The sequence below is a fragment of the Accumulibacter sp. genome, assembly GCF_036625275.1.
Classification (GTDB): Bacteria; Pseudomonadota; Gammaproteobacteria; order Burkholderiales; family Rhodocyclaceae; genus Accumulibacter.
On sequence record NZ_JAZKUD010000098.1, the window covers coordinates 1 to 13,275 of the forward strand.

10 protein-coding genes and 2 pseudogenes are annotated in these 13,275 nt (G+C 63.7%); 9 read left to right on the forward strand and 3 right to left on the reverse strand.

Annotated elements, in window-relative coordinates; translation table 11 throughout:
* The first annotated feature begins 255 nt into the window (after positions 1-255).
* The 3 genes from secD to V5B39_RS19200 all read left to right on the forward strand — a co-directional run bounded on the left by secD (position 256) and on the right by V5B39_RS19200 (position 3,528).
* Entirely contained in the window at positions 256-2,127 is a 1,872-nt protein-coding gene (gene secD / locus V5B39_RS19190) for a protein translocase subunit SecD (protein ID WP_332344465.1), read from the forward strand.
* Between the two features lie 12 nt (positions 2,128-2,139).
* Positions 2,140-3,084: a protein translocase subunit SecF gene (secF, locus tag V5B39_RS19195; RefSeq protein ID WP_332344466.1), complete on the forward strand. Its 945-nt coding sequence runs from the start codon at positions 2,140-2,142 to the stop codon at positions 3,082-3,084.
* 90 nt (positions 3,085-3,174) lie between these two features.
* Positions 3,175-3,528 carry a hypothetical protein gene (locus V5B39_RS19200; RefSeq protein WP_332344467.1) on the forward strand — a complete coding sequence of 118 codons (354 nt, stop codon included), beginning with the start codon at positions 3,175-3,177 and terminating at the stop codon, positions 3,526-3,528.
* A gap of 158 nt (positions 3,529-3,686) precedes the next feature.
* Here the strand turns inward: V5B39_RS19200 and V5B39_RS22285 are convergent.
* Positions 3,687-3,966 (reverse strand): annotated as a pseudogene (locus tag V5B39_RS22285) (IS3 family transposase); the annotation flags it as partial.
* Positions 3,967-3,998: 32 nt separating this feature from the next.
* Positions 3,999-4,250: a transposase gene (locus V5B39_RS22290; protein WP_434735727.1), complete on the reverse strand. Its 252-nt coding sequence runs from the start codon at positions 4,248-4,250 to the stop codon at positions 3,999-4,001.
* Between the two features lie 152 nt (positions 4,251-4,402).
* On the opposite strand from V5B39_RS22290, the gene V5B39_RS19210 reads away from it, so the two are divergent.
* Both V5B39_RS19210 and V5B39_RS19215 read left to right on the forward strand, forming a co-directional pair.
* On the forward strand, positions 4,403-5,950 hold the full coding sequence (locus tag V5B39_RS19210; protein ID WP_332344468.1) for an AAA-like domain-containing protein: 1,548 nt from the start codon (positions 4,403-4,405) through the stop codon (positions 5,948-5,950).
* The gene (locus tag V5B39_RS19215; RefSeq protein WP_332344469.1) at positions 5,943-9,707 is read left to right on the forward strand and encodes an AAA-like domain-containing protein; all 3,765 of its coding nucleotides are present in this window, start codon (positions 5,943-5,945) and stop codon (positions 9,705-9,707) included. Before V5B39_RS19210 ends, V5B39_RS19215 begins: the two co-directional genes overlap by 8 nt.
* Before the next feature lie 38 nt (positions 9,708-9,745).
* Here the strand turns inward: V5B39_RS19215 and V5B39_RS19220 are convergent.
* Positions 9,746-10,627: pseudogene (locus V5B39_RS19220) on the reverse strand (transposase); the annotation flags it as partial.
* 120 nt (positions 10,628-10,747) lie between these two features.
* Between V5B39_RS19220 and V5B39_RS19225 the strand changes: the two are divergent.
* From V5B39_RS19225 to V5B39_RS19240, 4 genes are all read left to right on the forward strand, one after another.
* Positions 10,748-11,080 carry a hypothetical protein gene (locus V5B39_RS19225; protein ID WP_332344470.1) on the forward strand — a complete coding sequence of 111 codons (333 nt, stop codon included), beginning with the start codon at positions 10,748-10,750 and terminating at the stop codon, positions 11,078-11,080.
* 120 nt (positions 11,081-11,200) lie between these two features.
* Positions 11,201-11,791: an HXXEE domain-containing protein gene (locus V5B39_RS19230; protein WP_332344471.1), complete on the forward strand. Its 591-nt coding sequence runs from the start codon at positions 11,201-11,203 to the stop codon at positions 11,789-11,791.
* Between the two features lie 85 nt (positions 11,792-11,876).
* Positions 11,877-12,347 carry a hypothetical protein gene (locus V5B39_RS19235; protein ID WP_332344472.1) on the forward strand — a complete coding sequence of 157 codons (471 nt, stop codon included), beginning with the start codon at positions 11,877-11,879 and terminating at the stop codon, positions 12,345-12,347.
* A gap of 380 nt (positions 12,348-12,727) precedes the next feature.
* The gene (locus tag V5B39_RS19240) at positions 12,728-13,153 is read left to right on the forward strand and encodes an HD domain-containing protein (RefSeq protein WP_332344473.1); all 426 of its coding nucleotides are present in this window, start codon (positions 12,728-12,730) and stop codon (positions 13,151-13,153) included.
* The last annotated feature ends 122 nt before the right edge of the window (positions 13,154-13,275 follow it).

The window sequence follows — 13,275 nt, forward strand, 5'->3', positions numbered from 1 at the left end:
CATCGCGGGCCGGCTACGGCGGCGCGGAGCAGTGCTCCGCGAAACCCCGCCTGCGTTCCACGGCCCGCGCTGCATCGCGGGCCGGCTACGGCGGCGCGGAGCAGTGCTCCGCGAAACCCCGCCTGCGCCCCCGCAAGGGGGAGGGGTGATTCGTGAGTCGCTGACGCCACTTTCACATTAATCATTCTCGGGCGGCTGGTCCTGCAAGTCGCGCCCGTGTCATCTGAACGCAAGCATCCGCAAGCCTCCCTATCCATGAATCGTTATCCGCTCTGGAAATACCTCATCGTCGCCTTCGCAGTGCTTTTCGGCCTGGTCTACACCCTGCCGAACTTCTTCGGCGAATCACCCGCGGTCCAGGTTTCCAGCGCCAAGGCCACGCTCAAGGTGGATGAGAAGACCCGCGAACGCGTCGCCAGCACCCTGCAGACGGCAGGTATCGAGCACAGCGGGATCTTCCTCGACAGCAACGGCGTCAAGGCGCGTCTGCGGAGTACGGACACCCAGTTGCAAGCGAAAGATCTGCTGGAAAAGCAGTTCAACCCCGACGCCAGTAATCCACAGTATGTCGTGGCGCTGAATCTGCTGTCGAGTTCGCCGCAGTGGCTGAGCAGTTTGCACGCCTTGCCGATGTATCTCGGTCTGGACCTGCGCGGAGGTGTCCATTTCCTGCTGCAGGTCGACATGAAAGGGGCCATCACCAAGCGCCTTGATGCAATCAGTGGCGATCTGCGCACGCTACTGCGCGACAAGACCATCCGCCACGCCGGAATCCTCCGTGAAGGTGAGCGGGTGGTGATTCGCTTCCGCGACAACGAGACGCGCAGCAAGGCGCGCATCGCTCTCGAGGACAACCAATCCGACCTGCTCCTGGCTGACCAGGGAGAGGGCGATGAGTTGAAGCTGGTCGCCACGCTCAAGCCCGAAGCGATCAAACGCCTCCAGGAATTCGCGATCAAGCAGAACATGACCACCCTGCACAATCGGATCAACGAACTCGGCGTCGCTGAACCGGTGATCGCCCAGCAGGGCGCCGACCGCATCGTTGTACAGTTGCCGGGGGTGCAGGACACGGCCAAGGCGAAGGACATTCTCGGCCGCACCGCAACGCTGGAGATCCGCATGGTCGACGACACCCCCGGCGCCGTCGAGGCAGCACAGGCCGGCGGTCAACCACCTTTTGGCGCTGAACTCTATGTGGAACGCGGCGGCATGCCACTGCTGGTCAAGAAACAGGTGGTACTGACTGGCGAACGGCTGACCGACGCGCAGCCGGGTTTCGACAACCAGACCCATGAGCCCGCCGTCCACCTGACTCTCGACTCGGCTGGAGCCCGTATCTTCAAGGACATCACACGCGACAATGTCGGCAAACGCATGGCCATCGTGCTGGTCGAAAAGGGCAAGGGCGAGGTCGTCACCGCGCCCGTCATCCGGGCCGAGATCGGCGGCGGTCGCGTGCAGATTTCCGGCCGCATGAGCACCATGGAAGCCAATGACACGGCGTTACTGCTGCGTGCCGGATCGCTGGCCGCACCGATGGAGATCATCGAGGAACGTACCATCGGCCCGAGCCTCGGTGCCGAGAACATCAAGAAAGGTTTTCTGTCGACGATGTGGGGGTTTGCAGCGATTGCCGCATTCATGATCGCCTACTACATGCTCTTTGGTCTGGTTTCGGTGATTGCCCTGGCATCCAACCTGCTTTTCCTGGTCGCCCTCCTCTCCCTGCTGCAAGCAACGCTGACTCTGCCGGGAATCGCCGCCATCGCGCTGGCGCTGGGCATGGCGATCGACGCCAACGTCCTGATCAACGAGCGGATCCGAGAAGAACTGCGCAATGGCTCGACGCCACAAGCGGCAATTCATACCGGTTACGAGCGCGCCTTCGGGACGATCCTCGACTCGAATATCACGACGCTGATTGCCGGCATCGCCCTGCTGATTTTCGGATCCGGGCCGGTTCGCGGCTTCGCCGTGGTGCATTGCCTGGGAATCCTGACCTCCCTGTTCTCGGCGGTGGTCGTCTCAAGGGCGTTGATCAACCTGATCTACGGCCGTCAGCGCAAGGTCGAATCGCTGGCCATCGGTCAGATCTGGAAACCGGCCAACAGCGCGGCCAAATAGGAACACACACAAATGGAATTTTTCCGGATCAGCAAAGACATCCCGTTCATGCGGCATGCGCTGGTGTTCAACGTCATCTCGCTCTTGACCTTCCTGCTGGCAGTGTTCTTCCTCTTCAGCCGTGGCCTGCATCTTTCGGTCGAGTTCACGGGCGGAACACTGATCGAACTCAACTATGCGCAGGCAGCCAATCTGGAAAAAGTCCGCGACGGCCTTGGCAAGGCGGGTTACACCGATTTCTCGGTACAGAACTTCGGCTCCAGCCAGGATGTTCTGATTCGCCTGCCCCTCAAGGCCGAGCAGAACACGGCCAAGATCGGCGAAGCCGTGATGCAGTCCCTCGCCACCGAAGCGCCGGGTGCGACGCTGCGTCGGGTCGAGTTCGTTGGCCCGCAGGTTGGCAAGGAACTCGCGGAAAACGGCGCCCTGGCGCTCTTGCTGGTAGTCATCGGCATCGTCGTTTACCTGGCTTTTCGCTTCGAGTGGCGTTTTTCGGTATCGGCGATCATCGCCAACCTTCATGATGTAATCATCATTCTCGGTTTCTTTGCCTTTTTCCAGTGGGAATTCTCGCTCTCGGTGTTGGCAGCCGTACTGGCCGTCCTCGGCTACTCGGTCAACGAGTCGGTCGTCGTTTTCGACCGCGTCCGCGAGACCTTCAAGAAAGTCCGTGGACTCACCACACCGCAGGTGCTCGACCACGCGATCACCAGTACCATTTCGCGAACCATCATCACGCATGCCTCGACGCAAATGATGGTGCTGTCGATGCTGCTCTTCGGTGGCGAGACCTTGTATTACTTCGCTCTGGCACTGACCATCGGCATCTGTTTCGGCATCTATTCCTCGGTGCTGGTGGCCAGTCCGCTGGTGATGTGGCTCGGTGTCTCGCGCGAGCAGTTCATCCGGCCGAAGAAGCAGATCGAAGGCGCCAATGACGAGGGTGCCGTCGTCTAGATGACCCGGTTTTAAGCAGGTCTGACGTTGATCGGAGCGGGTACGTTCAGGATGTGTTCACGACGAAGACAATCCATAAAACTGAGAATCGTGGCCTTTGCCCTGTTCACGCTCACGATGTCTGCCTGCACGAGCACGCGTTATGAATATGTCTTGCCGGCGACCGAATCGGGCCGCCTCTGCATCACACACTGTGCGGGTGTTCAGGAGACCTGCCGTGGCAACGAAATGCAGCGGGCCCAGTGGGAAAAGGCGGGTTGTGAACGGCGTAACGAATCAAACTACCGTCAATGTACTTCCCGTGCCGTCAGCAAGGACGATGTCAAGAAGTGTGACAAGCAGCGCGGCTACTGTTCGGCTACCGAAAGCACCTGGCGCTGCGAAGAGGACTATCGTCGGTGTTTCGTGAACTGCGGCGGCAGGATATATACCTATACTGAGTGAGGTTCCCTCGGTTTTTCGTCTGCCAAACGGTCATGACTTTGCAAGATACCCCCGATGATGAAAGCCATGACCGTTTCCCTCTCCCCCGACCCCTCCCCCGCGAGGGGGGAGGAGAGATTCGAGAGTCGCTCACGAGACTTCCATAGTAAGGACGGATTTCATGCTACCAGCCTTTCCTTCTGTTGTTGATTCCAGTCGTCAAGGAATTCCATTGGTGACTTGATAATCCTGCGTTGAATGCTGTCGCTTGCGGTTGTAGAAGACCTCGATGTACTCGAAGACTTCGGACTTCATTTCAGCATGCGAGGCATAGCGGACGCCATGAATCCGCTCGTTCTTAAAGCGGTTGAACCCGCTTTCCGTCGGCGCGTTATCCCAGCAATTCCCCTTGCGACTCATCGAGCAGGTCATGCCGTATTCCTTGAGCTTCTTCTGGAACGCCTGCCTTGGCGAAATACGCCGCCGCTTTTTTATGATTTCAGCTCCCGCTTGAGTTTCAGATTCTCCGTGCGCAGCCGGGAAAGCTCCATTTCCTCCGGCGTCACCATCCTTGTCCCCGGCGCGTTCAGCCGTCCTTCTCCCGCTGCTTTCACCCAGTTGCGTAGCATCTGGTCGCTCAGCCCCAATTCCTCGCAGACGGCACTCACCCCTTGTCCGTCTTTGACCCGTTTGACCGCCAGTTCCTTGAATTCCAGTGTATAGGCTCGCTTCGGTAATTTCATCTCTTGCACTCCAAAAGTAACGTCAATCTTACGTCACCCGTGGCAGACGAAATTTCGGGGGAAGGTCAAGGTGGGCGACGTCCACTTGCGCGGCACGTCTTTTCTTGTGACAAAATTATCGACGACCCCTTCCGACTTTCCGAAAAATCCCCATGGCGACGATATTCATCAGCTACAAACGAGGCACCGAACTCGACGAGCCGCTCGCCGGCGAACTCTATCGCCGTCTCGCGGCGGCAGGCCATCGGGTCTTCCGCGACCAGGACAGCCTGATCGTCGGCCAGCCCTGGGCGAAAGCGATCCAGGCGCATCTCGAATCCTGCGACTACCTCGTGCTCCTGCTCTCGGCCGCGGCGGCGGCCAGCGAAATGGTCGCCGAGGAAGTTCGCCTCGCGCGGCACGCGCAAGCGGCGCGCAATATCGCCGACGGCATCCTGCCGGTGCGCGTCGCCTTTTCCGGGGAACTGCCCTACAACCTCGGCGCCGCGCTGTCCGGCATCCAGCATGCGACATGGAGCGGTCATGAAGACACCGACCGCCTCACCGCCGCTCTGCTCGACGCCATCGCACGACCCGGCAAGACCACCAGAGAGGACGTCTGGCACCGCTCCCCGACGGTGCCCCCGGCCAGCCCGGGCGACGGCGCCGCCGGCCGGCCAGCGGCCGCATGCAACCCGATCGCGCCGCTCGAACAGGCCGGCGCCGCGATGCCCGACTCGCCCTACTACGTCGAGCGCTACGCCGACACGCTGGCGGCCCGCGAGTGTCGGGCGCACGCCTTCACGCTGGTCATCCGCGGCCCTCGCCAGGTCGGCAAGAGTTCGCTGCTCGGCCGCCTGCTCGGCGATGCACGGCGCAGCGAGCAGGCGGTGGTCGCCATCGACCTGCAGCGCTTCTCCGACGCCACGCGCGCCGATCCGGATGGCTTGCTGCGCGAATTCTGCGCCGAGATCGAATACCAGTTGTCGCTGCCGCCGAGCATAGACGCGTTCTGGGAGAGCAACGCGCGGCGCGATCCGGGAACGCGCGCGACGCGCTATCTGGAACGCGAAGTTTTCCCGGCGCTCGGCGGCCGCAAGCTGGTCGTCGGCCTCGACGAATGCGACACCCTGCTCGATCAGCAGAGCGGCCGCCCGTTCTTCTCCTTGCTGCGCTCCTGGGTCAACGCGGCGCGCGGCAAAAACCCGCCGCATTGGGCACCCTTCAACCTGATGATGGTCGTTGGCACCGAACCGGCGATGCTGATTTCCGACCTCAACCAGTCGCCGTTCAACGTCGCTACGACGATAGCGATCGACGACTTCGACGAGCCGGAAGTCGACGCGCTGCAAGCGCGCTACGGCGCACCGATCCCCGCCGCGGCCGACCGGGCGCGGTTCTACGAACTGCTCCATGGCCACCCCTTCCTGACCCGGCTGGCGCTCAACCAGATCGCCGAAGGCCGCTGGCTGTACCCGGTCGAAGACGGGAACGCCGATTCGGAGAGCGGGCTCTTCGGCGATCATCTGCGGACCCTGCTGGCGCGCGTCAACTTCGCCGGCCTCGGCGATTCGCTGCGCCGCCTGCTAGCCAGCCAGCCGGCGGCCGACGACCACCGCCGCCGACTGATCGAGGGCGGTCTGGTCGTCGAACGGCAGGGCCGCATCGCCGCCCGCAACGGACTCTACCGGCGCTATTTTGGCCGCGTGCTGAATGGCTGAAGCACGGCTGGCCAACGCCGGCGGAGCGCTGCCGCCCGACGACCCGTATTACGTCGAACGCGCGGCCGACGGGCAACTGCTCGAGCTATGCCGCGCGGGCTCCTTCTGCTACGTCCTCAGCTCGCGCCAGATGGGCAAATCGAGCCTCGTGGCGCGCGCCTCACAGGCCCTGCGCGACGAGGGAACGACGATCGCCGTCCTCGACCTGTCGTCGTCCGGCACCACCTCAGGCAGCGATGCCGAGCGCTGGTACCTCAGCGTTCTCGACCGTATCGAAGCGGCCTGCGCGCCGGCGACCGATCTCTACGACTGGTGGGACCGGCGCCGCCGCACGCTGACCCTCGGCGACGGCTTCGTCGCCTATTTCCGTGAAGTCGTCCTGCCGGAAACTGACGGCCGCATCGTCGTCTTCGTCGACGAAATCGATTCGACGCTCGGGCTCGATTTCACCGACGATTTCTTCGCCGCCATTCGGGCGATGCACAACCTGCGCGCCATCGAGCCCGCTTTCGCTCGCCTGTCCTTCGCGCTGATCGGCGTCGCGACGCCGGCCGAGCTGATCCATGACCCCTTGCATACCCCGTTCAACATCGGCGTTCGCGTCGAACTGAACGATTTCGAGCCGGAGCAGGCGCGACCGCTGGTCGCCGCCATCGGCCTGCCGGAGGACGACGTGCCGCGCGTCCTGCAACGGGTGCTCCACTGGACCGGCGGCCAGCCCTTCCTGACGCGCAAGCTGTGCGGTCTGCTGGTCGGCCAGCCGAGCGCCGACGCCGACATCGACCGGCTGGCGCGCCGCTCGCTGCTCGGCGAGCAGACCAAGGGCGACCCGCATTTCCAGTTCATCGCCAACTACCTGATGCAAGCGCCGAAGGAGCAGCGCCGCGCCTTGTTCGAAAGCTGTTCCGCGCTGCTGGCCAACAAGCCGCTACCCTGCGACGACCAGTCGCCGGTACACAACCGCCTGCGCCTCGCCGGCCTTGCCAAACGGGTCGATGGCCGGCTGGTCATGCGCAATAAGCTCTATCGCGAACACTTCGGTCGGGAATGGGTGAGACAGAACCGTCCGACCTTCTGGACGGCGGCCAACAAGCGGCTCACCGGATTCACCGTGCTCGCTGTGGTGGTGGCCGTGGTGATGGCTTACTTGTGGCGGGATGGGCAGCACAACCTCAAGCGGGCCGAAATGGCTGAAGGCTCGCTCAGGAAAACCAATCAGACACTCGAGGAGACCAATCAGAAGCTCAAGGAGAATGTTCAGGCGCTTCTCGAGGAGCAGGAAGCCAAAGAAAAGGCTTTGCAGGAGGCTAAGGAGAATGCTGATGATGCAAACATTGCGAAGCAGAAAGCCGAGGCAGCCACCCGTCGCGAAAGTCGTTCGAAGCTGGAAGCTCAAGAGCTGCAGAAGACCTCCGAGAACGACGCCCGCAAGGCACGTGCCGGCGAGCTGGCCACCGCGGCAGAATCGCGGCGCGCACTGGGCGCGCACGACACGAGCCTGCTGCTGGCGCGCGCCGCGCTAAGGGTGAGCGCCACGCCGACGGTCCTCGAAGCGGCGTTCCGAGCCGAGGATCTGCTGCCGGCCCGCGCCGCGCTGCGCGGCCACGGCGGTCAGGTGTCGAGTGCCGCCTTCAGCCCCGACGGGCGGCGCATCGTCACCGCCAGTGAGGACCAGACCGCGCGCCTGTGGGACCTCGACGGCAGGCTCCTTGCCGAGCTGCGCGGCCACGACGGTTGGGTGTCGAGTGCCGCCTTCAGCCCCGATGGGCGACGCATCGTCACCGCCAGTGAGGACCAGACCGCGCGCCTGTGGGACCTCGACGGCAAGCTCCTTGCCGAGCTGCGCGGCCACGGCGGTCAGGTGTCGAGTGCCGCCTTCAGCCCCGACGGGCGGCGCATCGTCACCGCCAGTGCGGACCAGACCGCGCGCCTGTGGGATCTCGACGGCAGGCTCCTTGCCGAGCTGCGCGGCCACGACGGTTGGGTGTCGAGTGCCGCTTTCAGCCCCGACGGGCGGCGCATCGTCACCGCCAGTTGGGACCAGACCGCGCGCCTGTGGGACCTCGACGGCAAGCTCCTTGCCGAGTTGCGCGGCCACGGCAGTCAGGTGTCGAGTGCCGCCTTCAGCCCCGACGGGCGGCGCATCGTCACCACCAGTGACGACCAGACCGCGCGCCTGTGGAACCTCGACGGCAAGCTCCTTGCCGAGCTGCGCGGCCACGGCGGTAGGGTGTGGAGTGCCGCCTTCAGCCCCGACGGGCGGCGCATCGTCACCGCCAGTTGGGACCAGACCGCGCGCGTATGGGACCTCGACGGCAGGCTCCTTGCCGAGCTGCGCGGCCACGACGGTTGGGTGTCGAGTGCCGCTTTCAGCCCCGACGGGCGGCGCATCGTCACCGCCAGTGACGACCAGACTGCGCGCCTGTGGGACCTCGACGGCAAGCTCCTTGCCGAGTTGCGCGGCCACGGCGGTTGGGTGTTGAGTGCCGCTTTCAGCCCCGACGGGCGGCGCATCGTCACCGCCAGTGACGACCAGACTGCGCGCCTGTGGGACCTCGACGGCAAGCTCCCTGCCGAGCTGCGCGGCCACGGCGGTAGGGTGTCGAGTGCCGCCTTCAGCCCCGACGGGCGGCGCATCGTCACCGCCAGTGACGACCAGACTGCGCGCCTGTGGGACCTCGACGGCAAGCTCCTTGCCGAGCTGCGCGGCCACGACGATTGGGTGTCGAGTGCCGCTTTCAGCCCCGACGGGCGGCGCATCATCACCGCCAGTGAGGACAAGACCGCGCGCCTGTGGGACCTCGACGGCAAGCTCCTTGCCGAGCTGCGCGGCCACGGCGCTGTGGTGAGGAGTGCCGCCTTCAGCCCTGACGGGCGGCGCATCGTCACCGCCAGTGACGACCAGACCGCGCGCCTGTGGGACCTCGACGGCAAGCTCCTTGCCGAGCTGCGCGGCCACGGCGGTTGGGTGTCGAGTGCCGTCTTCAGCCCCGACGGGCGGCGCATCGTTACCGCCAGTGACGACCAGACCGCGCGCCTGTGGAACCTCGACGGCAAGCTCCTTGCCGAGCTGCGCGGCCACGGCGGTAGGGTGTGGAGTGCCGCCTTCAGCCCCGACGGGCGGCGCATCGTCACCGCCAGTGACGACCAGACCGCGCGCCTGTGGAACCTCGACGGCAAGCTCCTTGCCGAGCTGCGCGGCCACGGCGATCAGGTGTCGAGTGCCGCCTTCAGCCCCGACGGGCGGCGCATCGTCACCGCCAGTGACGACAAGACCGCGCGCCGGAACCTCGACAGCAAGCTCCTTGCAGCGCTGCGCGGCCACAGCAATCAGGTGTCGAGTGCCACCTTCAGCCCCGACGGGCGGCGCATCGTCACCGCCAGCAGTGACAAGACCGCGCGCCTGTGGAACCTCGACGGCAAGCTCCTTGCAGCGCTGCGCGGCCACAGCAATCAGGTGTCGAGTGCCGCCTTTAGCCCTGACGGGCGGCGCGTCGTCACCGCCAGTGACGACCAGACCGCGCGCCTGTGGGATGTCTCGGTCACGATGCTCGATGTGTCTGCTCTCGGGGCTTTGCTCGACGACCGCATCCGCCATCTCGGCATCCGCTTCTCAAGCGGCGAGTGTGTGCTCTACTTCTCTTCGGACATCGGCCCGCAGCCCGAAGAATGCCGCGCGCTCCGATCGCCGCGGACCGCGACACCTGCCCGGCCTGGCAAGCGCCAAGCGCCCCGCGACGGCACGGGTACGCCATGACCGGCTGCGGACGGCCCGCCGCGCTCCGGCGGCCGGCCTGAAGCCTCTGGAAGCTCTCCTGACCTGGCGGCAATCGCCACGACCGCGTGCCAGTAGCCGCGACGCCGCACGAGACTTCGCACCCAGCGACCGAAGCGGTCCGGCTTCTCGCCAGGGCCGCTGAGCACAGCCTGCGCGCCCATGACGAGATGACTGCGCAGACAGGCATCGCCGGCCTGGGTGATTCGCCCCAGCCGCGCCTTGCCGCCGCTGCTGAATTGCCCCGGCGCCAGGCCAATCCAGGCCACGACCTGTCGGTCGTTCTGGAAGTCGTGACCGTTACCGATGCTGGCCAGCAGGGCGTTGGCCGTAATCGGTCCGGTACCCTGCCACTTCATCAGGCATTTGCTGCGCGCTTCGTCGCGCACTGCCTGGCCGATGAGCCGGTCGTACTCCTCGATCCGCTGATCGAGTGGGTCGGCCAGGACCGGCAGGCCACCGACGCACGGGTTGGCGTAGCCCGGCAGGTCTTGGAGGCGGGTACCGATGGCGCGCCTCAGGCAGGCAACCTTCTGTGACAGAACCCTGCCGAATTCGGCGACCGGGACGAACCGCCTGGCCGACCGGCTGACGGCTTCACCGGTAGCCGCGGCGTCAGCTGCGTCGTTCTTGCCACGCTTTCCGCTCATCCGGTAGGGAGTGACGAACTTGGGGGCCATCCGTTTGACGGGGTGACCGTACTGCCGGAACTGCCTCGCCCAGGGGTGTGCGCCCGAACAGGCTTCCATGCCGATCACGCACGCTGGCAGTTACGCAATCAACGCCCGCAAGTGCCCCCTCGGCACCTTCGGCTTGACCAGTACCGCCTGGCCATTATTATCAACACCGTGCACCGCAAAAACGTTCTTGGCAAAATCGATTCCTGCCCTTACCATGCTCATGGACTTCCCCTTCCGTGGTCTTGATGTGACGTCGAAATCTCATCATCGCACTCGTTGCCGTTCGCGGCTTCGGCCGCAGCCTCTGAACGGGGAAGACCTTTTCATTCGTTGGGCGTCATTATGAATGGCGCACTTGAGGCCGAGGGCGATTGGCTGGTCGCACAAGGGAAGCGAAGCAAAGCTCTGTTTCTGGCCGCTTTGATGCACGAACTCACTATCGCTGGTCGAAATAGCTACCGCGTTGCAACAGACGAACTGGAGAAGCCATCGCAGCTCCGCAAGGTCAACGAAATTCAACATCGGGTTGCCGCTTGCCTACGCCAAGTGCTGTCCGACCAACCCAGCGAGAGCTTCCAGCGATCAATTGCCACGTGGGTACTTGAGCAACCGGACATGGAACTACAGAGCCTCATGGCGCACGCATGGTACGGCGCGAAGAACCAAATCTCATGAATCGCCTGACGCCCAACTCCTCCGTCAACCAGATCGCCTGCCAGCTGCGCTGGCAGGTTCGCTCCGGTCTTCGGCCTCCACCGACCGGTTACGTCGAACATTAGCCGACAAAATTTCACTATGCTGCAACGCTTGATCTCGTACTGGGTATACGGCGGCGTACTTGCCGGAATCCTGTTGCTCGTGTTGTCCCCGCTGCTGGTTGCCGGCTGGTCTACGCCGCTCGCAGCCACCTTCCTGCTCCTGCCGGCGTACATGGTTCACCAGTACGAGGAGCACGATCATGATCGGTTCCGTCTGTTCTTCAACGAGACGATCGGGAAAGGGCTTGACGTTCTTTCTCCGCTGGCAGTCTTCATCACGAATGTCCCCGGCGTATGGGGAGTCATTGCGTTGTCCCTGTACGGCGCCATGTCGTTCAGCCTTGGGTGGGCGCTCGTTGCGGTGCACCTCGTGCTGATCAATGCAGTTGTGCACATCGTGCATGCCATCATCTTCAGGCGCTACAACCCCGGGCTCTGCACAGCACTGGTCGTGTTTCTGCCGTTGGGAGTGGTCACGCTTGTTTTGATCGATCGTGCGGGTGGAGGGTCAATAACGAGTCACGCTGTTGGTCTCATCACCGCAGTTGCCATTCACGCGGCAATCCTGCTGCATGTCCGCCGTAAGTTGCGGGTTCTGCAGCGGATTCAAGGGGCAGGCGCAGCTTGACCGCCAACCCCTCCATCGAGCAAACCTCTTTCAGCCGGCTTCGCCGCCTGAATGCCGCCGCTCATGTCAAACGTTGGGGCTCGCAATGAAACACTTCATCGCGATCTTCTTCCTTCTCGTACCTCCTCCGAGTGCTTTGGCTGGGAGCTGCCCTGCCGCTCCTGTCGAGATCGAGAAGGCCATTCGCCAGCACATCGTCACGCTGCGGGCTGTCGAATATTGTGCAGCACGAACCGTGAAGAACGAAGGGGGCATCACTGTCGCCATCTATACGGCTGAAGGGGCTTGCGCGAGCCTGAGTTCCCAAGCGAAACCTGGCACCTGCTCAAACAACTGGGTTCGCTACATGATTGCGCTTTCCAGCCAACCAGTCACAGCGCCCGTCGAGGTAGGTGGAAAGGGCGGCTTGAATGACACGAGGGTCAAGATCTCAGAGGGGATCATCGAGGTCAATGGCTTGTCGCCTGGCCCCAACGATCCACTGTGCTGTCCGTCGGTGCCGGAAACCAAAAGGTTCAAGCTTTCCCCATCCGGCCTTGGCCAGGTTCGGCCGTGAACGCGGACCACAACCCATCAATCCACCGGACGCGGCGCGATGAAGCCAGGCAGTGCCAGTCGTCAGCGCGCTGATGTCAAGGTTCTCGACGGCGTTACTACAAACGGTCATGGGTGCGGCTTCCTGCCGCAAACCCGGATGCAGGACGCGTGGCAGCGGGCTCCATTCGTGAGGCCGCATTGAAACCGCTCTTTCAGTCATCGTGGAGCCGCGCGTGGCACGGGTTGCGGGCACAAGGCGACGGCTTGGCCCTACGCAACACAGTCTTGGCAGCGTACGCCGAACCTCACCGCCGGTACCACACGGCCCAGCACCTCGAAGAGTGCCTGAGCTTGTTCGAATCAGTCCGAGACGCACCCGATCGGCCGGCTGAAGTTGAGATGGCGCTCTGGTTTCATGACGCCGTCTACGAACTGCAGGGCGGCGAGAACGAAGCTCGCAGTGCCGCCTGGGTCCGAGAAGAACTGTTGAAGGCCGGCGTCGCACTCGGAACTGCCGCCACAGTCCATGACCTGGTCCTGGTTACCCGGCACACGGCAGCGCCGCGAACGCGAGACGAACGTGTCCTGGTCGACATTGATCTGGCGATCCTGGGGGCTTCCGAGCCAAGATTCGTCGAGTACGAGCGCCAGATTCGCGAGGAGTATGCGCAGGTGCCCGAGCGGCTGTTTCGCCTGAAGCGGCAGGAGATCCTCCAATCGTTCCTCGACCGCTCGAAGATCTACAGCACACCCAGCCTGCATCAGCAGCTTGAAGCACGCGCCAGGACCAATCTGACCCACGCAGTGGCAGCCAATGCGGCCTAACCCCTCGTTCAACCCCCGACCCGCTACGGCAAGCCTTGTCAGACCGGGCAGCGCCAGCGGTACTATCGTCGCCACCCGGCCTGACAAGGCTCGTCTCTGCGGTCGGGGTCACCAACAAAAAT